Source organism: Rhizobium sp. Root1212 (genome assembly GCF_001424985.1).
Taxonomy (GTDB): Bacteria; Pseudomonadota; Alphaproteobacteria; order Rhizobiales; family Rhizobiaceae; genus Pararhizobium.
Window position 1 is genome coordinate 1 of record NZ_LMDA01000016.1, and the last position, 22,038, is coordinate 22,038.

Below are 22,038 nucleotides of genomic sequence, written 5' to 3' on the forward strand. Positions count from 1 at the left end.
AAGGAGAAACGTAGGAACTTGACCACCACGACCCACACGAACGATACCTAAAAGCGGGTCAATTCTCGGTGGAAACGCCGGGTCAGCTCTCAGTGGAAATCAACATGTGACGGACGACTGCAGTCGGTCGAACATCGACGCGGTACGCGAAGAGATCACGAGGAATTTTGGCGGGGCCACGCTGTACCTGCATTCCCCTGCGGAGGGAATTTGGGAAAACAACGGCGCTTTGGAGCGGGATCTCATCATCGTGGCGGAAGCCATGACCAGCGCTCTTGATCGAGCATGGTGGGCGGAGTATCGGCTTCAACTTCAGATACTCTTCTATCAAGATGAGATCCTGATCCGGGCAACCTCGATGGAGCGCCTCTAGGCGTCCGCTAGAAACTCTTCCGTCGTGAGAAGAGTGAGTTGCACTGAAAAACGGCCGCCAAGCAGCTCCAGCGATGCGTCGTGGGTATCGTCCGCGCCGCTGCAGACTGCATCACGCAGAACGATTACGTGGTAGCCGAGGTCAATTGCGCCGAGAGCCGTCGACAGTACGCAGACGTCGGTTTCTCCGCCGGTTAGCACGACGGTCTCGATGCCCTCGGCGGATAATGTCCTGTGGAGTGCACCCCCCACCCATGGCGAGTATGTCGTCTTGTCGAATATGCGCGCGGGCGGAACGCGCTTATTCAGAACAGGTATAAGCTGAAGCATTTCTGGAGAGAGCGTCGCCCGCGTCATCTCCGACCATTTCTGGTAGTACGCTTTCCACCGGCCCGGCATGTCTTCTGCGCGTTCGGGCGTTATGAACCGCGTGAAGATCGTCCTCTCTGGAAAACGTCCCGAGAGTTCTTCGACATGTGGAGAGACCTCCCTCATCCATGGCACGTGCCAAGGTGTGTCTTCCCCGAATACCCTTTGCATGTCGATGCACAAATGTACCCACCTGGCCAGCACAGCGGTTCTCCAGTCATGATGCCACCGGAAAGGCGTCCGGGCGAGGCTCGAATGCTTATCGGGTTGGAAACGCAACGTGCCGCTTGCGGGAGAGTTCTCGCACCTAAGAACACCTTGGTTCCGGGTTTCGATCGTCTACACGCCCTAGCGGAGGCCCGTACGGTGATCACCCGCAGTTCTGTATGGCGGCATCGTCGTTGTGACGCCTACTCCTGCTTCGTGACATGCAGCAACGAATGCATCACGTGCGACTGCCACGGGAGCCGTGCGATTCAAAGCGCCACGGCATGACGAAACCGCGCTCTTGTAGCGGTTACCGTTCTTCGACGGCCATTCGTTTTCCAGGAAGTCCAAAGCTTCGTACACGCCTGAGAATGTCCTCGTCACTCCCGACTGCAGACTAACTTTAAGTGGCATTGTCCAATGAATGTCCCTTTGCATGACGTCCATCTCCCTTTTCGCCTTCTGCGAGGCGTGAATTGAATATTGGTAACGAGATTTCCGACATCAAGATGCCCTTCGAAGTTCAAATCGATTACAGGTTCCCTACGGCATTCAAATGCTGAGCGTGCCCGATCCAGTGCACGCCACGGGGCAATGGTGAGTGGACGAAAAGGATTCGAGGGGAACATTTCTTCGCGCTCGAGGTTGAGTCGCGCGATTCATTCCACCTGGCTATCGGAGGCCCACAATGGCTGAGAAGACACTCGACGACTTGTTCCTGGACACACTCAAGGATATCTACTTTGCTGAAAGACAGATCTTGAAAGCCCTGCCGAAAATGGCCCGTGCAGCCCAGTCGCCCGACGGAAAAGCCGCGTTCTTGAAACACAAGGATGAGACCGAAGGCCAAATCGAACGACTGCAACAGGTGTTCGAGATCGTTGGCAAGACCGCCCGCGGCAAGACTTGCGACGCGATCCAGGGAATCATCGCCGAAGGTGAGGAGATCATCGAGGAATACAAAGGCTCGATCGCGCTCGACGCCGGGCTGATCTCTTGTGCACAGGCGGTCGAGCACTACGAAATTGCCCGCTACGGCACGCTGAAGTCTTGGGCGGCGCAGCTTGGCTACACAGAAGCCGTCTCTCTCCTGGACGCGAACTTGCAGGAAGAGATCCAGACGGATGCAATTTTGACGCAGCTTGGCGAAGCGTCAGCGAACGCGAAGGGTACGAAGAAGAAGGTCGCTCGATAAATTTTTCGACATAGTGGAATTTTCGAGGCCCGCTTCGGCGGGCCTCTTCTCGTGCAAACCAAGGGTGATCCGTGAGCATCGAAAGTCGCCGGCCGACAATCCAAAAGCTGATCATCGGCGAGGGCGCTGTCGGCCGTCCTAACTGCGAACGACGCCGGCTTCATGTCACTTGCCGACCGTTGAATTCGCTTCGAGCTCGAAATGACGGAAGGCGTAGGTTCTATCACCATTCGAGAAGAACGGCGCAAAGCGAAACGGGACGCACAATCTATGCCTGAGATCGAACCGTTGGCTTCGGAGCCACCGCCATCGACGGAAGAATTCCTTGCGGAAATCACCCGCATCATACGATCTGAATTGACCGAATGAAAATCTGCACCGTCGCTTTGCCAAGGTGAGCGCTTTCGACTTCATTGTCCGGAAAGATCCGGACGCCCAATCCCGTCGGCAACGCGAGATCGTTGTCGGAAAAATTCGCTCTCAACCGCAGGGTCTGTGCATCAAGTTCCCAATCGATGTAGACGCAGCGCTCCGGTCCATCGATGACGCGTCCCGAATATCCTGTTGAGGCTTTAAGAAGCGGAACGATTTTCTGACGGCGAACCCTGATTAGACGCCGAACGTGATCCGCCCACGCTCGCGCACCTACAGTCTCAGCCTCACGCCAGTCGAGTTTACTCGCCAGAAAGCTGCCTGGATCGTTTGGATCCGGTACGTAGGCCTCTGAAGACGCTTTTGGAAAGCCTCCGAAATTTGCTGCTTCCTTGGGCCGCTTCTCCCGAACCGCGTCGGCAATTTCTCCATTATAATCGGCAAAGAAATGGAATGGCCGAAGCGACAGGTGGTCATCGCCCATAAACAGCAACGGAATTTGCGGAGACAGCAGCAGCACCTCCGTCACCGCTCGATAGACATGGCGATCGATGCCAAGGTGCAACCTGTCGCCAAGAGCACGGTTTCCGACCTGATCGTGGTTTTGCAGGAAGTGGATAAAAGCGGTCGGTGGTAAGGATTCAGTCGGCGGCGGATCGTCACTAACAATCGGCTTACCGGGCTTCAGGTACCCGTACGCCAAGGCGTGTCGCAACTTGCCCCAAGGATCGTCTTTGAACGGCTCGTAGTAGCCGACGCCCTCTCCCGTCACTGCGACATGAAGCGCGTGATGGAAATCGTCGTTCCAGTCGGCCCTGTAAAATCGCCCGCCGGGCTGGTCGACCATCAAATCTGTTCCATTCGCAGGGTTCTCGGTCATCAGATGGACATGCCTTCCGACGATTTCCCTGCGGACGGTTCGGGCGATCTGCTCAAGGATGTGCATATCGCTGCAATCTTCGATCTGATCGATGGCATCGAATCTAAGTCCATCCAGCCGAAACTCGCCCAGCCAATAGAGTACGTTCTCAACAAAATAAGAGCGGACTTCCGGCTTCTCGTATGCGATCGCGTCACCCCAAGGCGTTGAAGCACCCTGGCGAAAGAAGCCAGGAGCGTATCGACCGAGATAGTTTCCCTCGGGACCGAAGTGATTGTAGACGACGTCGAGGAACACCATCATGCCCAGACCATGCGCGGCATCGATAAATGCTTTGAAGTCGTCGGGCGAGCCGTACGCGCTGTGCGGCGCGTACTGGAGGACGCCGTCGTAACCCCATCCGCGTTTACCGGGGAAATGCGCAAGTGGCATGACCTCAATAGCGGTGAAGCCAAGTTCTGCAAGACGCGGCAGCTTCTCTACAGCGGCTTGGAAAGTCCCCTTTTCCGTAAACGTGCCGACGTGGATTTCGTAGATGACCGCTTCTTCCCATGGCCTTCCTTTCCACGACGCGTTCACCCATCCATAGCTGTCCGAATCTGTCAGTATCGATGGGCCGTCAAGCGGGCCGGCCTGTTGCCTTGAGGCCGGGTCGCAAACAAGCCGTCCGTCTCCAAGTTCGAAGGCGTACGTGCTGCCAAATCTCCCATGCGCCTCGGCACGGTGCCAGCCGTCGTTGCTCCTCGCCATTGAAAGTTCTTGTCCGTCGAGGACGAGTGAGACTTTTTCCTCCAGCGGCGCCCAAAGCTGAAACCGGTGTCTGCCTCCTGGAAGTGGGTGCGGCCCCCAATGCTGTGAAACTCGGACTTTCGGGTTGCTGGTGATGTCCGCGCTCATCGCAGCAATCCCTGACCGCCATCGACCCAGACTGGTGACCCCGTAATATGACGAGCCTTGTCTGAAGCAAGGAACGTGATAACGTCCGCGACGTCTTCGCTGCGGCCGGGTTGCCCCCCTGTGATCGGAACTTGTCCTTGGGGCCAGATCACTGGGATCGCCGTCTCGTCTTCATGCCTTACCGAAGTATTGACTTCAATATTCGTTTCAATCTCTCCGGGGCAGACGGCATTGATGCGAATGTGATGGCGGGCCAGTTCCAGAGCGAGCTGTTGGACCATCGCGACCTGCCCTGCTTTGGTTGCCGTATACGCGGTTGCGCCCGGCGTCGTGAACGTTCTGGTTCCGTTGATCGACGAGACCACGATGATAGACCCTCCCCCTGATGCCTTCAGATAGGGAACTGTGGTTGCGATCGTCAGAAACGTCCCGGTCAGATTAACCGCGATAGTCCTGTTCCATTCTTTGAGGCTCAGGTCATCGATGGGCGCCCAGACGCCGTTGATGCCCGCATTAGCGACGACGACATCCAGACGACCGTAGCATCCGGCAAGTGTGGCAACGGCTGTGCGCATCTGTGCCTCATCCGAAATATCCGCGTCGAGCTGCACTGCATCATGGCCATCTGCCCTCAGTTGTCGGATCAAGTCTGCCAGCTCGTCTCCGCTGTGCCCGAGGGCTCCAAGCGCATAGCCATCCGCGGCGAGAGAAAGAGCAGATGCACGTCCGATCCCGGAACCTGCGCCTGTAACCAGTGCGACCCTTTTTGCCACTTAGCTTTCCCCGTTGAGCGATGATCGCGACAACTATTGGGTCTCAGGTTGGTTCCGGCGCATGTGCATCAACCTCCAGTCTGCGTGTGCGGCGCGGCTACCGGCTTGGATTCCGGCGAACCTTTGAAACGCAAGAAGATCGACAGCACGACGATGACGGCGGTTGAAAGAAACTCGCTCTGCCAATTCTGCAAGGATTCGAACCAGAATTGCGCGCTAGCGAAATGGTCGATCATCGATGTGGCGGCCCGTCCATGCATCACGGCTTCAGCGTTCTCCGCCTCGGCGCTGTACCTGAGATGCAGGACAAATGTCAGGGTGAATAGAAACACCAATGCAATGCCGAGCGAATAGGAGTAAGCCTGCCTCGCCCATCCGCCAATGCGGACCGGCCATGGCGCCTGACTTTCACTCGCCTTGTTCGCAGGGTCTTCATTAACCTCCGACTGCTCGTCCGGATCCTTGGATTCCGCCGACCCACGCTGGAACAGGAACGCCGTCAACATGACGTAGGCTGACATCTGTAGAAATTCGGATTCCCAGTTTTCGAAAAGCGACGAAAGGAAATGCCCGGACAAGGCGTATGTCGCCAAGTCCATTTTGCCCGCCCCGTGCTCGGCGAGTTGGTGGTCAAACACGAACCATCCCGTGAGAAGCATGCCGCCAATTGTGACTGCCGAAAGAACGACGAGGACGATCGTGAGGCCATTGTCCCGGACGAATTTCATCGATCGATCTCCCTGCGCGTCCCCCTTAACCAGATCAACTGCGTATAGTTCCGGAAATGCGGGTCGACGCCAGCGCAAGTTACCCCGCTCCGCTACCTACTGTTCGGCCTTAGCCTCACCCATAGTTTTGGGCTCCTCATGTCGGGCTCGCCCTTCGCGTAGCGATCTTAGTCGTGCCGATTTCGCGCGCTCAGCGATTTTTTCCTGCGTTATACTTTCCATCGCTGATCGCTTCGACTGTTCAAAATTTCCACGCGCAGACGGTCCGCGTGGGCGTCGGCTTGCTTTTTCATCCATAATGCAATCCTCCATTTTCAAGGAAAGCTTGCGGACAATGGTCGGTCGTTTCATTCAATTATTTTAATGTCGAATACATACTCAATTGCAGGAATGCCGACAGGCAAGAGACCGGCTGCACTGGGTGTCATCGTCTTATCTCGGTTCCTTAATGAGGTTCAGGTAGACGGTATCGAACTCCGCCGTCGCCGCCAGTCGGTCCCAGTCCAATATGGTAATGACGTGGTCTTCCCACCGCACCAGTTCGTCGGAGCGTAGGCTCTGGAGCGTTTTGTTGAGATGGACGAGCGAAAGTCCGAGGACATCGGCCGCTTCCGCTTGAGACAAGGGGAATTGGAAACTTTGATGATTGACCAGCCCGACGATATTCAGCCGGGTGAACAGTTCGCATATGAGATGGGCCAAGTGCGCTTTCTTGGATCGCCGACCCATGGCGACGATCCATTCCCGGTGAATCGCGCCATCGACCACGGTCGACAGCCATAGCATCCGGGTAAGATGAGGGCTGGTCTGGGTCACCAGGGTGAGATCACGATGACTCGCGACTGCGACCTTGCAAGGCGACAAGGCAACTACACCATGATCCATGGTTTTTAGCATGAAGGCGTGGAGATCGACGAAGTCGCCCGGCACGTGGAGCGCGGTAATCTGTCTCTTTCCATCCTCCAGCACACGATAGCGCGCGGCAATTCCGTCGATGAGAAGGGTGCTTTCATTCGGGCGTGATCCTTCCTTGACGATATCTTCGTCAACTCCGACCGTTCGTTCCCGTTTTATGATGCGTTCCAAACAAGAAATTTCGTCGGCATCCAGCACATCGCGGGCGTTAAGGTTACGGATGAGAAGCTCAATCATGTTGCGCCTTTTTTGAAAACGACCCGGATCAATGGTTTCTGAGGAACAAACTATTGAGCGGCTCATTGACCAGCAAATGGAGATGTCGAGATGCCTCAATATTTTTTTGATCTTGAGAACGGCGCGGGCTTTTTGAAGGATAGTGACGGACGCAACCTTCCCGATGACGTCGCGATACAGAAAGAACTCGCGGCCATCCTCTTAGACGTTGCAGGGGACGAGCTGAATGGAATTGACCCGTTTACTGCGGAGGTGACGGTCAGAGATCAGGAGAACGGCGTCGTTATGAAGGGTACCCTTTCATTTCGTGCAGCGTGATGTGGTCAGTATCCTCCGTCCTCGACCTGCGTTTCACAGAAGGAACTCTTCTATGGAGATCAGAATTGGCGCATGCGCCTGCGGCGCTGTCAAGTTTAAGGTGATGGGCAATCCGTTTCGGGTCGGCCTGTGCCATTGCCATGACTGTCGAAGAGAGACTGGCTCGGCGTTTGCCACGTTTGGCGTGTGGCCGCGAAGCGCATTCACATGCAACGGCAACTATGCCACACACAGCGGTCGAAGCTTCTGCCCCAAATGCGGGTCGCGGCTTTTTGCCCTCACGGATGAAGAAGCGGAAATCAAGCTCGGCAGTCTCGACAGCGCCCCGTTTGATATTCGACCATCTTATGAATTGTGGACCAAACGCAGAGAAAGGTGGCTATTGCCGCTCCCAAGATGCGAACAATATGACGAAGATCGGATAAAGGGTCGATAGGACCGCTCTAGACCCGACGATTTACTCCTCACTACGGAACAAACCTTATCTGCACTGGTTACACGGCCGGTTTCAACAGAGGTACTGTCCGGTGACGCGAAAGATCTTTAGGCAGCCTGTAGTTGTATTGATTTTCGCTCTTCCTCTCAGCGCTGCCTCAAGAAACAGCGCTCAGGAAATGGCCGAGCCCACGGCAGAAATGCAGGCTGTTCCCGACAAACTCGGCGCACTTGAAGCAAAGCCGTTCTTCACAACGACTCTGCCGGAACCCCGCACCCAGGCAAGCCCCTCCGAAGCCGCAAGGGCCGTTCGGTGCGACACGCGGATCTCATTCAATCCAGAAGCGCAGGTGACGACGAAGGACATAGCCATTCCGTCCATATCCGGGACGCTTGCAGCTCGTATCTATATCGCCGGCGGCAAAGGCCCCTTCCCGCTGGTTGTCTGTTATCACGCCGGCGGCTGGGTTGTGGCCGATATCGCCGTCTATGGCGGCGCACCGCGCGCGCCGTCGCTAGGCGTCAATGCCATCGTCGTTTCGATCGAATACCGGCATGCACCCGAGCACAGGTTTCCGGCAGCCCACGACGAAGCTTGGGGGGCGTACGCAGAGGTGGTGGAGAACATCCATGAACTGGATGGCAATTCAGACAAGATCGCCGTCGTAAGTGAAAGCGCTGCCGGCAATCTCGCGGCCGGTGTCGCGCTGATGGCAAAGGGGATGAAGACCAAGCAGCCTGTCCACCAGCGCTTGGCCTATCCCGTTGCCGGTAATGACATGAACACTCCGTCTTACTAGGAAAATGCCAACGCCAAATTGCTCGGCAAGGCCAATATCGAATGGTTCGTGGAGAACAAGGTGTCGGTTATGGACGAAACCAAGGATCCGCAGATCAACCTCAACGGTCGTTCCGATCTGGCCGGTATCGCATCTGCAACGGTCATCTTGGCACAGATTGATGCGTTGCGCTCTGACGGGGAAATCTACGGTGGCAAGCTCAAGGAGCCCGGCGTCGCGGTGGATTTGAAGAAGGTCAATGGTCTCAGCCACGAGTTCTTCGGCATGGACAGAGTGGTTCCAGAGGCCAGGCGCTTGATCTCGCCGTCGCCGACCTCACCGTAGCCTTTGCCAAAGCCAAGTAAGGAACGCTTCCATGAACAAGATGATATCCGCCTCGCTCCTGTCGCTCTTCCTGATGGCCACGCCGAGCCTCGCCGCCATGCCGGCGAGTGCCGACAAGTCCGACGCCCTTATGAATGTCGACAAGGCCTCCCTGGTCAAGGTCGTTACCAGTTCTAATGCCTTTGAGATCGAATCCAGCGAGCTCGCCGAGCAGAAGGCGAAGGACGCCGATGTCAAGGAATTCGCGGCTGCGATAATCAAGGATCATACCATGGCGGCCGACGAGCTGAACAGGGGCGCCAAGGTTGACGATGCGCCAGCCAAGCTGTCGCCCAAGCACGCCGCAATGCTGGGCCTTCTGAAGGGCGCGTCCGAACAGGATTTCCAGCCGCTCTACATCGAGATGCAGACGACGGCGCATATGGAGGCGGTCACGCTGTTTGCCACCTATGCCAAGGTCGGTGGCGACGGGGCCATGAAGGTGTTTGCGGCAAATACGCTGCCCAAGCTGGAAATGCACGAGATGCACGTCATGCATTTGGTCGCTGCCCACTGATCCGACAATCCGCAATGAAGCCCGGTGTCTTCGACCGGGCTTTTCCTTTTTATTCAAATGATCCGGGAGGTCCCATGAACATCCGTCTGTCCGCGCTTTTGTTGTCTGTCTCCGCCTTGGCCCTGTCGCTGCCCTCGATATCCTCTGCACAGGTCAACGGAGAAGTGGGTCGTGCCTCCGATGTCGTCATCCAGGGCTCGATCCTGGAGCCGGAAAAGCTTCAGGTAAGCGACGACACCAAGCTCACGGCGCTGATCAAGGCGCCCGAAGGCTTCAAGGTCGAGGTCTTCGCCCGCGACCTGATCAATCCACGCATGCTGGCGGTCTCCGACAAAGGTATTGTCTACGCCACGCGCCGATCCGTTGGTGACGTGATCATGCTCAAGGATGATGACAACGACGGCAAGGCGGATGGCGCTCTTACGGTTGCAAGCCGCCCCGGCATGCATGGCATTGCATTCGACGGGAGCACGGTTTTCTTGGTGACGATCCATGATGTCTATACCGCCGACGTCAAGGAAGATGGAACGTTCGGCCCCCTGAAACGGATCATCAACGATCTGCCGGACGCCGGCCAGCATGCCAACCGCACGCTGGGGATAGGCCCGGACGGTATGCTCTACATCGGCTCAGGCAGCACCTGCAATGAATGCCAGGACGACAATCCGGAAAACGCCACAGTTTTGCGGGCAAGCAAAGATGGGGCATCGCGTTCAATCTTCGCAAGCGGCCTGCGTAACACGATCGGCTTCGACTGGGAGCCCACCACCGGCGTGCTCTACGGCATGGATCACGGCATCGACTGGCTCGGCGACGAGGTCCAGGTTGAGGAACTCAACCGGATTGAGCAGGGTAAGAAATACGGCTGGCCCTATGTCTACGGCATGAGTGGGCTCAACCCCCGTATGGATCCGCCAGAAGGCGTCACACTTGAGGATTGGGCCAAACAGTCGACCGAACCGGTCCTCGGCTACACTGCCCACAGTGCGCCGATGCAGATGGCGTTCTACGATGGCAGTTCCTTTCCGCCGGACTATCAAGGCGATGCCTTCATCGCCATGCGGGGATCTTGGAACCGCCGTCCGCCAAGTGGATACGAAATCGTCCGGGTCAATTTTGAAAACGGCAAACCAGTTGCATTCGAGAAATTTCTCGAGGGCTTTTTGCTCCAGCAGGTAAACGGCAAATACGGTTATCTCGGACGCCTGACGGGCGTCGCCGTCGGCAAGGATGGATCGCTGTTTGTCGCCGACGACAGCAACGGCACGGTCTACAAGGTATCCTTCAGCGCAAGCGCCACGACACAGGCCGCGGAGGCCAGGACTATTCCCAATGTCGTCACCGACATGCCAGCATCCAAGATTGCGATCGATCTAGTCGAAGCCAAGGGCAGCGATGCCATTGCCGTGACATCGGCGTTTGACCAGGACGCCCCCATCCCGCTGCAATACGCCGCCGACGGCGACAATGCATCGCCGGCACTCGAGTGGAGCGGCGCTCCCGAGGGCTCCAAGTCTTTTGTGATCATCTGCGACGATCCCGATGCCGCGAAGCCGAAACCGTTCACCCACTGGATTGCATACGACATCCCGGCGTCTTTCACAAAGATGCGTGAAGGCATTCCTGGCGCGCCGATCCTACAGGATCCGAAAGGCCTGAAGCAGGGTGCCAACAGCGTAGGCTCACTTGGCTATACTGGTCCGAAGCCGCCAGTAGGCGATCCCGCCCATCACTATCATTTCCAGGTCTTCGCACTCGATATCGAAACGCTTGGGTTAGAGCCCGGCCAAAAACGTGATGCGGTGTTGAAGGCAATGGAAGGCCACGTGCTTGCCGAGGGCCAGATCGTCGGAACATTCGAGCGAAAGATGGCATCAAAATAGGAGGATTGGACATGAAAGCACTCACCTGGCACGGCAAGCATGATATCCGTTGCGAAAGCGTCCCGGATCCGACAATCGAAGACGGACGCGACGCCATCATCAAAGTGACGGCATGTGCGATCTGCGGCTCCGACCTTCACCTCTATAATGGCATTATGCCGGAGATGCACAGCGGCGACATCATGGGTCACGAAACCATGGGCGAGGTCGTCGAAGTCGGCAGGGACAACAAGAAGCTGAAAGTCGGCGACAGGGTGGTCGTGCCCTTCACGATTGCCTGCGGCGAATGCTTCTTCTGCACACGCGGGTTTTTCTCCGGCTGCGAACGCTCTAACCCAAAGCCGGAGAAAGTCACGAAAATGTGGGGCAACTCACCGGCCGGCCTATTCGGTTATACCCATCTTCTTGGCGGCTTCAGCGGCGGCCAGGCTGAATATCTCCGAGTCCCCTACGCCGACGTTGGACCGATCAAGGTCCCCAATGGCCTGAGCGATGAGCAGGTTCTGTTCCTCTCCGACATTTTCCCGACGGGCTATATGGCCGCCGACTTCTGCAATATTCAGCCGGGCGACACGATCGCCATTTGGGGCTGCGGCCCCGTCGGGCAGATGGCCATCAAGTCTGCCTTCATACTCGGAGCCGAACGGGTCATCGCAATCGACACGGTTCCGGAACGGCTGGTGCTTGCCGGAAAGTCAGGGGCCATCACCCTCGACTACATGGACAAGGATATTTACGATCGCATCATGGAATTGACCAATGGTCGCGGCGCGGATGCCTGCATCGACGCCGTCGGGACGGAGTCCGATCCGTCCGCCAGTTGGGATGCCCGCCTTGATCGAATCAAGGTCGCGACCTTCATGGGGACCGACCGGCCGCATGTTCTGCGTCAGGCTATCCACTGCTGCCGCAACTTCGGCACGGTCTCGATCGTCGGGGTCTATGGCGGGTTTCTCGACAAGATCCCGATGGGTTCTGCGATCAACCGCGGCCTAACCTTCAAGATGGCGCAGACGCCCGTTCAGCATTACCTGCCGATCCTGATGGACCGCATCCAGAATGGCGAGATCGATCCGTCGTTCATCATCACCCATACGGGGAGCCTGGAAGACGGCCCCGATCTATACAAGACGTTTCTGGAGAAGAAGGACGGCTGCGTCAAAGTCGTTCTGAAGCCTTAGGAAGAAGGAGATGATCATGGGAAGAGCACAAAATCAGCTTGCCGTCGTGACGGGCGCATCGTCCGGCATCGGCCTTGAGCTTGCGAAAATCGCGGCAACTAAGGGGTATGACCTGGTCGTCGCCGCTGATGAGGATGACATAGATGTTGCCGCCGACATATTACGTTCGATAGGCGTGTCGGTAGACGCGATGCAGGTGGACCTTTCGACAAAAGAAGGGGCGGCTGACTTTGCGCGGTTCGTCGCCGACAAAGGGCAAGCCGTCGATATCTTGCTGGCTAATGCCGGCAGAGGACTTGGAAGAGGCTTTCTTGATCAGGACCTCGATGAGGCCCTGCACGTCATAGACACCAATGTGACCGGGACTGTCGCGCTCATCCATACGATCGGCAACGACATGCGGGCGCGCGGCGCGGGCAAAATCCTGATCACCGGATCGATCGCCGGTTTTATTCCCGGAACGTATCAGGCTGTATACAACGGCACCAAGGCATTCTTGAACTCCTTTTCGTTTGCGCTTCGACATGAGTTGAAGGATACCGGTGTCACCGTCACCTGTCTGATGCCGGGTGCGACCGAAACCCGGTTCTTCGAGCGCGCCGACATGCTCGACACCGAGGTCGGCCAAGCGGACAAAGACGATCCGGCGGAAGTCGCAAAAGTCGGATTCGATGCGTTGATGAAGGGCGACGGCGATGTCGTCGCCGGCTGGAAGAATAAGCTTCAGACGGTCATGGCCAACGTGACCCCAGCCGGAATACTGGCCGAGCAGCACGCCAAGATGGCGGCTCCCGGAACAGCCAAGCCCTGATTCACTGGGACCACAGCATCCGTTGAAACGAGCACTTGCGCATAGTGGAGATTGAACGGTCAATGCGGCTGGCAACTTGTTGCCAGACTACCATCCGGCATTAGAATTTGACTGGAACAAATGCGGCGACTTTCAGTTCACCCGCCATCACCAGCGTGTGAATGGAAAGGACCCGAACATGACCACCCCGATCTCCACCAATCTTCCGCACGAATCATCCTATGGTGTCGCCTCGTCGGCAAGCGCCGCGCTTAACAAGGTTTCATGGGGCGCGATCTTCGCTGGTGTCGCGATCGCGCTCAGCACGCAGTTCCTGCTGAACCTTCTCGGAGTTGGTATCGGGGCGGCGGTCCTTGACCCCGCTACATACGACAATCCCGAGGCTAGCACATTCTCCATCGCTGGTGGTATCTGGTTTGTAATAGCCGGCATCATCGCCTCATTTGCTGGCGGCTACCTCGCCAGCCGACTGTCTGGCCGTCCCAGCAGCTCGACAGGCGGCTACCAAGGCATCACATCTTGGGCCGTCACCACGCTTATTGTTCTCTACCTTCTGACGACATCAGTCGGCGCTCTCGTCGGTGGCGCTTTCAGCGGGCTTTCGTCGATCGTAAGCGGCGTTGGCTCCACAGCCGCTACCGCGGTAACGGCAGCCGCGCCGGCGATCGCCAACTCGACCAACCCAATGGGAGGGATCGAGCAGCAACTCCGGTCGAGGACCGGCAACGATCCGCAGGCACTGCAGAACGCTGCGGTGTCGGCAATGCAGGCCGTCGTCATGGGTGACGAAGCAACAGCCGAAGACGCCCGCAACCGCGCGGCCGACGCTATTGCAAAGGCGCAGAGCATTCCTGTCGATCAGGCGCGCACCCAGGTCGATCAGTATGAGAAGTCCTACCGGGACAACGTGGCCGCAGCCAAGCAGAAGGCGCTTGATGCCGCTCAGGCTGCAACCGCGGCTGTCTCCGCCGGAGCCATTCTCGGCTTCCTCGCCCTGATACTCGGCGCGATCGCAGCCTGGGTTGGCGGCGTTTACGGCGCGAAGCGGGCGCTCGTCATCGACGTTTCGGAACGTGAAGATTGAAGGTTGAACAAGAACTTTTTAGGATTCACCCCGTTGGCGGTGGATACCTCAATTGTTGGAGAATCGAATGAAAATCGTCGGCAAGCAGGTTCATGAGGAAAAGTCGGGCGTGACAGTAGAGTTCGTTGGTGAAGGCGGCGACGTGGTCTCTGTCCACATGAAGAAGGATGAAGACCGCAATCTGAACCGTATCAACGCCGAACAGAAAGCCAAGGCGGTCTTGGTTCAGATCGCGACGTTCGATACCGACGTCGTGGAAGCCGACCACGCGTCAGCCAAGGCCGTCGCTGACAATCAACCGACGTCGTTCGGAACAACGCCCGAAGTTGATGGAGGCGGAACCGACCTTTCCCCTGCTGTCGCTTCGCTCAGGAGTGCTCGCACCGCCCAGGATACAGCGACTTTGGAAGAACATCTCGACGAGGGTCTCGAGTCTTCGTTCCCGGCCAGCGATCCTGTCTCGGCGACCAAGAGCACCATCCCGAACGGTCGCACGGACCATCCCGACGCCAAGGTAGGGTGAGCGAGCTGGTTGAGGCGGATCTATTATGTCAAGGATTGAATGCGGCTCCTGTTTCTGCGGAGCGATTGAAATCGACGCCGTAGGAGATCCGTTCTGGATCAACTGGGATCACGACGATGATTGCCGCAAAGCGATCGGCGGTCCGATGACGATCTGGATCGGGTACCGCGAGGATCAGGTAATCCAGGTCACCGGGGCGCCCAAAACCTTTTCAAAGACACCAGGGGTAATCCGCTCCTTCTGTGGCGATTGCGGAACATCGATCGCGTATAAGGATGAGGGACTTCCATCAGAAATCTACCTGTGCATCGGCTTTATGGACGCACCGGAAAAGTTCGAACCTGCTGCGCATGGGTACTGGGAGCAGCGCCTTCCGTTCGTCGAGATGACGGATAGTCTACCTCGTGAGGCGCGCTATACGCGACCTCGCGCCGATGGATTTGGTTTCCCCCGCGACCGTTGAATTTCGAGCAGCTCTCTTCAGCACGGAACGAAGGCCCATGAGGAATTGGATGCTGTGGACCGTCGAGTTCGAAAAGCAGCAGAAAATCTAACCCGAAGGGGTCTACAAAACTCGGGGCTGCTCAATGACCGGCGAGTGATCTCAGGCATCGTGCATATGCTGGGGATCGGCGAGTGTTGGCGGGACTGTCCATCCGAGTACGGGCCGTACAATACGATCTAAAACCGCTTCCAACGCCGGAGCCAGCGGTTCGAAATCTTCGGGGCGCTCACCGGACACATACAGGAGTCTGGGGCTCGGTGCCGATCGACTCGACCAGCATTAAGGTCCATGGCTCGACGGCCGGCGCAGAACGGGGGCCTTCGCGCATGACATCGGCACGTCGCGCGGTGGGCGAACCGGCGAGCTGAACGCACTGCCAGTTGCCGCCGGGCGTCCCCGCGTCCTGATGCTTTCGCCCGGCAATCTCTCCGACATGAACCACAACGCCGGTACGGATCCAAGTCCCCAACGGACGCTTCATGCGGCGTAGCGCTGAAAAAGGTTATGACGGCAACGCAATACGCGCTGCCATCCAGTCACAAGGGGCGAGGTCGTCATTCGGCCAAACCGAAGCCTCTGGCGGGAACGCTCGGCGCACCAGAGTGTTTCAATTTTGCAGAAAGCGGCGGGGGCCTATCACTATTGCAGAGCCTATTCAGAGACCACGAGTGTTTCGCGTATCTGGTCGATCTTGCCAACTTCGGGACCAACGCCGAGGACGGACTTGGCCTTGGCCAACATATCGTCCGTCACAACACCGTCCTTTGTGAACCCCACGAGCGCCTCCCGCAGCGCCTCGTCGCTCAATTCGGGATCAGTCGGGACCGCATCAATTCCGTTCGCAATCTCGAACTCAGCGTAAGCTTTCGCATAAGCGGCAACTGCAACGATACGCGGATCCTTCGAATTCAAATAGGCATGGTAGTTGCGATTGAGGGAGCGCAGCGCCGGCGCATCGTCCTCGTATTTAATTTGGGTCTCTTTCGAGATTTTGTGAGATTTGTCGTGATCGGACTTTTCATACTTGGATTTCTCACGGGTGTCGCTGCGACCCTGTTCATCCGACGACTTGCCGTTGTCGGAACTGCCGCCGCCTCTACCATGATCTTCTCCGCTGCGGCCGCCGCCATCATGTCCGCCGCCGTTTCCTTCACCGCCGCCACTTTTGGCGTAGGCCACGTCGGCATAGTCAATTGTGCCCACGGCCAGCGGAGATGCCGCGACTACGAATGCCAGTATGGTGCGCCCAAGCGTTGTATTGAGTTTCATGACGAGCTCCTGTGCCTCGGACTTTCCTGTTCGACTAGCGGTGTCCGAGAAATTAACGCCTAAATAATGACGGGGGACAAATCGCCCGACCTTTGCTACCGGCCCTTCAGACCGAAGTCCGAGTTTAATCGTCGATGGTCTGCAACTCACACCAGACCGGCGACCTACTTGGACAACTCCGCCCAGCTACTGTTGACATTAAAGAGATCGGTGGCATGGGACCGCCGGTGAGCGCCGACAAACGATCGCGATATGCCTGCGCTCTATGCCCTGCATCAGAGCCAAGCCCACTCGTTTGGCCTCTAGGTTACTTCAATTTAGCCTTCAAAGCGTGTCGCGTATCGTCGATAGAAGGAACTTTGACGACCCGATATCGCGCTTCGACAAAATTATAAGCGCCAAAAGCAGCGAGGCCGAGAGCGACTGCGACATACAGTAAGGACCCGAAGGGGAGTTGTCTGAGCCAATTCAAGGCATCTGCCGTGCTTCCCGCTTCATCGGGATTAACGTGCTTGCCAGCGTAAACGAACAAAACCCCCACCAATGCGAACACTATGCCACGGGCCACAAGGCCGTACACGCAAATCGATCGTATGACGGTATGCTCCGGCAGATTTTGCAGATAGCGTTCGAATTTGCCGGTTGTTCCTTTTGCCGCCGTAACGACGCCACCGGCGACAAACCCAAGGCCGACGAAAATTGCCAAGTAGGAGCCGAAAGGCTGCGACATCATCCAGCTTGCCAGGTCTTTCTCCCCTGAACCGCCCTGGCCTCCAGCGAATAAAGTCGCCTGCCCCAGAGCGTAAAACGCAAGACTTGTATATGTCAGAGCACTTCCAAACAGCGCAGCGCGGATGAGCAATCCTTTCCCAGCCGCCCCATGCCGGTCTGCATCCGCAAGCGATTGGGCGAGGCGCCAAGAGACGAAACCCAGAAGACCCAAACCGATCGAAAACACCCAAACCCTACCGAGAGGTTGATCCAAGAGCACTTGCAATGCCGATTTTGCTTCCGGACCACCACCGCCAAATCCGGAAAAAAGGGCCAACCCCGAGACGAGAATGAACACGACACCGCGAGCGGCATAGCCGACTCTGGCAAGGAGTTCGAAGTTCGATCCTGAGGCCATCGCACAAATCCTTTTGGCGTTAATGCTGGAGCGAGTTGTCACGAGATAGCAGCGGCTGGAGGTAGCTTGAGAATTCTCGCCATCCTGCGCCTGATTTCTCCACCCTTGCACTGAAAGCTCGCGTCGAAACAGCGACGTCGTGACGTCGGCGAACAATTGTATTCGCTTCGCTGATTGTTGCTGACTCAAAGACATCTGTCGGGGCCGCATGGAGACCGTTACTGGCTTTCATGCGAGGATGCAGGAGAAGCAGATTCTGTGACTTGATCATCGATGCCTCGGAGGACTGTATGCCGCAAACGTATGCCACCGCCAAAGGTTCCTTGATCGAGTTGCCAGTCTGGTCCTTGATATGGTGGGCACGCTGAAGCTGTTCGGTATGCGCAGCGCCTATGACGAGATCACGAGACTGCGGCTCTGATGGGCTGAAGTGAAGGACCAAGACCGCCGCCTGTGGGCAGGAAGGAACCAAGCAACAATCGATTCCAACAGGTCGGTCGCTTACCCCCTTTGCCCGAGTGCTTGGTTCCCTACTAACATAGCCCCCCACATCAAGGCGATGGCCGTACGCGGCGGACACGCTCCCTCACCCCGGTTCATCCGTTTACCAGCGCGACCTCATACACCATTGTCGCTGCGGCGAGGTCCGCCAGGGCTGTTCCCACAGCCTTGTAGAGCGTGATCTCTTCCTCCGAGGTTCGCGCCGTGACATTGCGGCGGCACAGTTCTTCGAGCGTCGCGCGCACCATGGTCTCCGAAAAGATGCCGGACTTGATTGGCTGAACCAGGTCGCCGGCTTCATGCAGGGCCTCATGCGTGTCGATGTAGACCGAAGACCGCCGTACAGCATCATCGTCGGCTTCGCGCATCGCGGGCGTAAAGCCACCGATGAGGTCCACATGGGTGCCGGGACGCAGCCACTCGCCCCTGATGATGGGCTCGGTCGCCAAGGTCGCGGCACTCACGATATCGGCCGCACGCGCGGATGATTCAATATCCGAGACGACAGATGTCTTGAGCCCCTGTTGCGCAAGGCTGTTGGCCAGTCGCGTCGCGGCTTCCGCGTCGATGTCCCAGATGTCCACGTGCTCGATCTGCCGGATGGCGCGGTAGGCGTCCGGGATCAGACTTGCCACCCGGCCGGCGCCGACCACCAGCAGTCGTTTGGCGTCCTTGCGGGCGAGATAGTCGGATGCAAGCGCCGATGCGGCCACTGTTCTGCGTGCCGTGATCGCGTTGCCGTCGAGCAGTGCCAGCTGCGTACCGGTTTGTCCATCATAAAGAATGTAGGTCGAGGTCAGGCCGGCAATACCCCGCGCGGTATTTCCGGGGAACACGGCAACGATCTTGACGCCGAGGTAGCGATTCGCCCGCTGTGCGTCATGCCAGGCGGGCATCAGGAGCAATGTTGCATCCGGGGTCCCTTCGTTTGCGATGGTGTGGTGGTGGCGAACCGGCACGACGCAGCCCTCCGCAAAGGACCGGCGCAGAGTGTCGATCAGGGCGCCGAAGGGAAGCAGTGCAGCAGTCGCCCGGGCGTCCAGGATGCGAATTGGCATGTCAGACATGGAAATAACCTTCCAAAAATTGAACCGCGCCTCGTAAGGGGTGAAGTCTGCTGGGCAGGGCACAGGTGGACGGGACAGCGCCGGCCACCTCGATCCCTGCTGTGGGTAGTGGCCGTTAGCGCCTGTTCGCCCTTGCGGAGGGGCTGAACATCGCCAGACATAGAAGTTCGAACAGCACCTGCGCCGCGATCTGAGCGGTATTGGTGGTGGCGTCATATTGAGGCGCGATTTCCACGACGTCGCCACCGACTAGGTTGATGCCCTTGAAGCCCCTGAGCATGGCCAGAACTTCCCTTGGCTGGAGCCCGCCGACTTCGGGCGTGCCGGTGCCAGGTGCAAAGGCGGGATCGAGGCTGTCGACATCGAAGCTGACATAGGTTGGTCCGGAACCGACCACTTCCAGCGCCTTGGCAATCACCGCCTTGATGCCCATCTCGGAGACCTCTTCCGCATGAATGACTGTCATGCCGGAAGCGAACGAGAATTCCCAAAGATATTCGCCGCCGCCGCGAATGCCGATCTGGATCGTGCGTCGAGGGTCGAGCACACCCGCAAGCACGGCCTCGCGGAAGGGTGCCCCATGATGAAATTTCGACCCTTCATACGGGCCAGCCGTGTCGCAATGTGCATCGATATGGATCATGCCCACGGGTTCGTGCCCTGCGAGGCCCTTGAGGATGGCGCCGGATATGGAATGATCGCCGCCCACCGAGAGCGGGATGGCTTTTGTCCTTGCAATCATCCGGTAGCAGGCCTCGATATCGGTATGGCATTCAGCCAGGCCGAACCGGCTGCGCATCGGCACGTCACCGACATCGGCGAACTTCAGCCGGCCCATCGGCGCGACGCGAAGTACGTGTTCGTAAGGCCCAACCCGCTCGATTCCGCGAACGGCCCGCGGCCCGAGTCGCGCGCCGGCGCGGTTGGTCACGCCGAGATCCATCGGCACCCCGATCAGGGCGACGTCGAGCGCTTCCAAAATGTCGGGCTGCAGCCCGTTTTCGATGAACGGCGCGTCAAGAAATGTTGCCGGACCGGCAAATGGCCATTTGCGGCTGTCGCCGTCCTTAAAGACGCTGGCCGCAACTTCCCTGAAATGCGGGTCCTGCATCTCACCGCCTGCTGCATTGCCGAAGCGGTTTCGCAACTCTTCGAGAAAATCCCGGTCAATGGTCAAGATAGGCTCCCATGGTTCTACTGCGCCCTCCTAAATCGGAACCGATTTGAGGATGAAATTATGCAGCGAATTAAATGTGTTACGGCGACCTTGGGCGTCACGTAGGACACGCGGCGCCATAACGTCGCAGCGACATCATTCGCAGCAGGCGCGCCTTTTGGAACCTTGAAAGTTCATGAGAGCCTATAAGGGACCCTGATAGTCGCAAATTGCTCGAAGGGTAAAACGCTACAACACGCGGCAGCCGAGCATTCACGAATGCTTATATCCCGGAGATAATTTCCCCACTATCGCTGCGAACGACGACACCTCAGTCTCCCGCGATTACAAGGCCGCACAGAAGTGGCCATACACAAGGGGAACTGATCATGGATATGACACGCCGCCGGTTCATGGGATCCGCTGCTGCTCTCGGGATTGCTGGAACGATGACGGGATTGGCGAGGTCGGCGTTCGCCGCCGGCCCCGAGCTTACCGCCGTCGAATGGGGCGGCGACGTCGTCGAAGCCATGAAGCAGATTGCCGCGGCCCAGGACGCATCGACCTTCAACTGGGTTCTGCATCAGGGCGGTGCGGGCGCAATCCTTCCGAAGATAAAGGCCGTGTGGCCAAACGTCGATTTCGACTATGTAGCCGGCTGGGAAGGTTCCTTCAACAGCATGGTGAAGGAAGACTGGCTGGAAACCATCAATCCGGTGGACATTCCCAATCTCGCCGACATTCCCGAGAAGATCATCATTCGCGACGGCAAGGGCAACATCAAGGCTGTCCCGCGTGCCGTGGGAGGCATGTATTTCGGCGCTCGAACCGACATTGCGCCCATTGCCATAAAGTCCATCGACGATCTCCTCAGCCCCGATCTAAGGGGGGCGATCTGCTGGCCTGGGCCGACACAGAGCATGATGCTGCAGATCGTGGCGCTCGCCTTGCATGCCGGCGGTAGCGAAACAAACATGGAACCCGGCTGGAAGCTGATGCAGGATCTGGCGAAATCGGGCAATATCGGCCGCGTCGCCGTGACCGATATCGATTTTACCAATTCGCTGACGTCGAGCGAAACATCGGTCGGCTTCTTCGCCGAGCCGGGCTGGGCTGCCGTGGCGAAGAACTTCCCCGTGACGCGCTTCACCAAGGACAGCAATTTCAAGGCCTTCCTCTATCAGAGCGGCTTCGGCGTCATGAAGAACCGGCCGAACACCCGGGCGACGCTCGACTTCATCAACTTCGCCATCAGTCCGGAAATGAGCGCACTCTATGCCAAGGTTGCCGGCGAAGCGCCGCTTAACAGCAAGGCATCCACGCCCGACAATCTCAAACATCTCGCCTTCACGCCGGAGGAGTTCTCGAGCTTCGTCTATGTGCCGGACTACAATGTCGTCCTCGAGCAGCAGGATGCCTGGTCCAAGCGCTGGGAGCAGGACATCGCACCGCTGCTCTGAGACGCTGAGCGACCAGATTGCCGAAGGCGCACTTGGCGCCTTCGGCAATTCTCTTTCGGGGCTCGGAAGGGCGACAAACAGGCTGTGCGAT

The 22,038-nt window shown here is 57.7% G+C and carries 22 protein-coding genes and 2 pseudogenes; 14 read left to right on the top strand and 10 right to left on the bottom strand.

Going from position 1 to position 22,038, the window contains the following annotated elements:
- Positions 1 to 106 precede the first annotated feature (106 nt).
- A complete protein-coding gene (locus ASC86_RS15815; protein WP_056323114.1) occupies positions 107 to 373 on the top strand; it encodes a hypothetical protein in 267 nt (88 codons plus the stop codon).
- Here the strand turns inward: ASC86_RS15815 and ASC86_RS15820 are convergent.
- The gene (locus tag ASC86_RS15820; protein WP_280136984.1) at positions 370 to 945 is read right to left on the bottom strand and encodes a cysteine hydrolase; all 576 of its coding nucleotides are present in this window, start codon (positions 943 to 945) and stop codon (positions 370 to 372) included. The two genes, ASC86_RS15815 and ASC86_RS15820, sit on opposite strands and share 4 nt — an antisense overlap.
- A gap of 144 nt (positions 946 to 1,089) precedes the next feature.
- Complete coding sequence (locus ASC86_RS25310; RefSeq protein ID WP_082510244.1) at positions 1,090 to 1,395, bottom strand: DUF982 domain-containing protein; 306 nt, start codon at positions 1,393 to 1,395, stop codon at positions 1,090 to 1,092.
- Between the two features lie 241 nt (positions 1,396 to 1,636).
- Between ASC86_RS25310 and ASC86_RS15825 the strand changes: the two genes are divergently transcribed.
- Positions 1,637 to 2,143 (top strand): ferritin-like domain-containing protein, encoded by a 507-nt coding sequence (locus ASC86_RS15825; protein WP_056323116.1) that lies wholly within the window; start codon positions 1,637 to 1,639, stop codon positions 2,141 to 2,143.
- A 343-nt stretch (positions 2,144 to 2,486) separates the two neighbouring features.
- Here the strand turns inward: ASC86_RS15825 and treZ are convergent, their stop codons facing one another.
- From treZ to ASC86_RS15845, 4 genes are all read right to left on the bottom strand, one after another.
- Complete coding sequence (gene treZ / locus ASC86_RS15830; protein WP_056323117.1) at positions 2,487 to 4,292, bottom strand: malto-oligosyltrehalose trehalohydrolase; 1,806 nt, start codon at positions 4,290 to 4,292, stop codon at positions 2,487 to 2,489.
- Entirely contained in the window at positions 4,289 to 5,065 is a 777-nt protein-coding gene (locus tag ASC86_RS15835; RefSeq protein WP_056323119.1) for an SDR family NAD(P)-dependent oxidoreductase, read from the bottom strand. The genes treZ and ASC86_RS15835 overlap by 4 nt, the downstream gene beginning before the upstream one ends.
- A gap of 68 nt (positions 5,066 to 5,133) precedes the next feature.
- Positions 5,134 to 5,793: a DUF6766 family protein gene (locus ASC86_RS15840; RefSeq protein ID WP_056323125.1), complete on the bottom strand. Its 660-nt coding sequence runs from the start codon at positions 5,791 to 5,793 to the stop codon at positions 5,134 to 5,136.
- Positions 5,794 to 6,225: 432 nt separating this feature from the next.
- Positions 6,226 to 6,945: a Crp/Fnr family transcriptional regulator gene (locus tag ASC86_RS15845; RefSeq protein WP_056323128.1), complete on the bottom strand. Its 720-nt coding sequence runs from the start codon at positions 6,943 to 6,945 to the stop codon at positions 6,226 to 6,228.
- 90 nt (positions 6,946 to 7,035) lie between these two features.
- Between ASC86_RS15845 and ASC86_RS15850 the strand changes: the two genes are divergently transcribed.
- The 11 genes and pseudogenes from ASC86_RS15850 to ASC86_RS26680 form a co-directional block, all read left to right on the top strand.
- Positions 7,036 to 7,263 carry a hypothetical protein gene (locus ASC86_RS15850; RefSeq protein WP_056323131.1) on the top strand — a complete coding sequence of 76 codons (228 nt, stop codon included), beginning with the start codon at positions 7,036 to 7,038 and terminating at the stop codon, positions 7,261 to 7,263.
- A gap of 52 nt (positions 7,264 to 7,315) precedes the next feature.
- Positions 7,316 to 7,699, top strand: coding sequence for a GFA family protein (locus ASC86_RS25315; RefSeq protein WP_082510246.1), 384 nt, complete (start codon positions 7,316 to 7,318; stop codon positions 7,697 to 7,699).
- 199 nt (positions 7,700 to 7,898) lie between these two features.
- Positions 7,899 to 8,822: pseudogene (locus tag ASC86_RS26675) on the top strand (alpha/beta hydrolase).
- A 31-nt stretch (positions 8,823 to 8,853) separates the two neighbouring features.
- Positions 8,854 to 9,378 carry a DUF4142 domain-containing protein gene (locus ASC86_RS15865; protein WP_056323148.1) on the top strand — a complete coding sequence of 175 codons (525 nt, stop codon included), beginning with the start codon at positions 8,854 to 8,856 and terminating at the stop codon, positions 9,376 to 9,378.
- 74 nt (positions 9,379 to 9,452) lie between these two features.
- Positions 9,453 to 11,261: a YbhB/YbcL family Raf kinase inhibitor-like protein gene (locus ASC86_RS15870; protein ID WP_056323151.1), complete on the top strand. Its 1,809-nt coding sequence runs from the start codon at positions 9,453 to 9,455 to the stop codon at positions 11,259 to 11,261.
- An 11-nt stretch (positions 11,262 to 11,272) separates the two neighbouring features.
- Positions 11,273 to 12,442, top strand: a complete 1,170-nt coding sequence (locus ASC86_RS15875; protein ID WP_056323154.1) for a zinc-dependent alcohol dehydrogenase — start codon at positions 11,273 to 11,275, stop codon at positions 12,440 to 12,442.
- A gap of 16 nt (positions 12,443 to 12,458) precedes the next feature.
- The gene (locus ASC86_RS15880; protein ID WP_244477626.1) at positions 12,459 to 13,253 is read left to right on the top strand and encodes an SDR family NAD(P)-dependent oxidoreductase; all 795 of its coding nucleotides are present in this window, start codon (positions 12,459 to 12,461) and stop codon (positions 13,251 to 13,253) included.
- A gap of 178 nt (positions 13,254 to 13,431) precedes the next feature.
- Positions 13,432 to 14,337, top strand: coding sequence for a hypothetical protein (locus ASC86_RS15885; RefSeq protein ID WP_056323158.1), 906 nt, complete (start codon positions 13,432 to 13,434; stop codon positions 14,335 to 14,337).
- Positions 14,338 to 14,404: 67 nt separating this feature from the next.
- Positions 14,405 to 14,860, top strand: a complete 456-nt coding sequence (locus ASC86_RS15890; protein WP_056323159.1) for a hypothetical protein — start codon at positions 14,405 to 14,407, stop codon at positions 14,858 to 14,860.
- Between the two features lie 25 nt (positions 14,861 to 14,885).
- A complete protein-coding gene (locus ASC86_RS15895; RefSeq protein WP_056323162.1) occupies positions 14,886 to 15,323 on the top strand; it encodes a GFA family protein in 438 nt (145 codons plus the stop codon).
- 123 nt (positions 15,324 to 15,446) lie between these two features.
- A pseudogene (locus ASC86_RS26680) lies at positions 15,447 to 15,542 on the top strand (IS5/IS1182 family transposase); the annotation flags it as partial.
- 474 nt (positions 15,543 to 16,016) lie between these two features.
- On the opposite strand, the gene ASC86_RS15900 reads toward ASC86_RS26680, so the two are convergent.
- The 4 genes from ASC86_RS15900 to speB all read right to left on the bottom strand — a co-directional run bounded on the left by ASC86_RS15900 (position 16,017) and on the right by speB (position 20,508).
- On the bottom strand, positions 16,017 to 16,634 hold the full coding sequence (locus ASC86_RS15900) for a hypothetical protein (RefSeq protein WP_056323165.1): 618 nt from the start codon (positions 16,632 to 16,634) through the stop codon (positions 16,017 to 16,019).
- Between the two features lie 307 nt (positions 16,635 to 16,941).
- The gene (locus ASC86_RS15905) at positions 16,942 to 17,763 is read right to left on the bottom strand and encodes a DUF1206 domain-containing protein (RefSeq protein ID WP_056323202.1); all 822 of its coding nucleotides are present in this window, start codon (positions 17,761 to 17,763) and stop codon (positions 16,942 to 16,944) included.
- A gap of 596 nt (positions 17,764 to 18,359) precedes the next feature.
- A complete protein-coding gene (locus tag ASC86_RS15910; RefSeq protein ID WP_056323167.1) occupies positions 18,360 to 19,331 on the bottom strand; it encodes an ornithine cyclodeaminase family protein in 972 nt (323 codons plus the stop codon).
- Between the two features lie 115 nt (positions 19,332 to 19,446).
- Positions 19,447 to 20,508 (bottom strand): agmatinase, encoded by a 1,062-nt coding sequence (gene speB, locus ASC86_RS15915; protein ID WP_056323169.1) that lies wholly within the window; start codon positions 20,506 to 20,508, stop codon positions 19,447 to 19,449.
- A gap of 362 nt (positions 20,509 to 20,870) precedes the next feature.
- On the opposite strand from speB, the gene ASC86_RS15920 reads away from it, so the two are divergent.
- Complete coding sequence (locus tag ASC86_RS15920; protein WP_056323171.1) at positions 20,871 to 21,947, top strand: extracellular solute-binding protein; 1,077 nt, start codon at positions 20,871 to 20,873, stop codon at positions 21,945 to 21,947.
- Positions 21,948 to 22,038 lie beyond the last annotated feature (91 nt).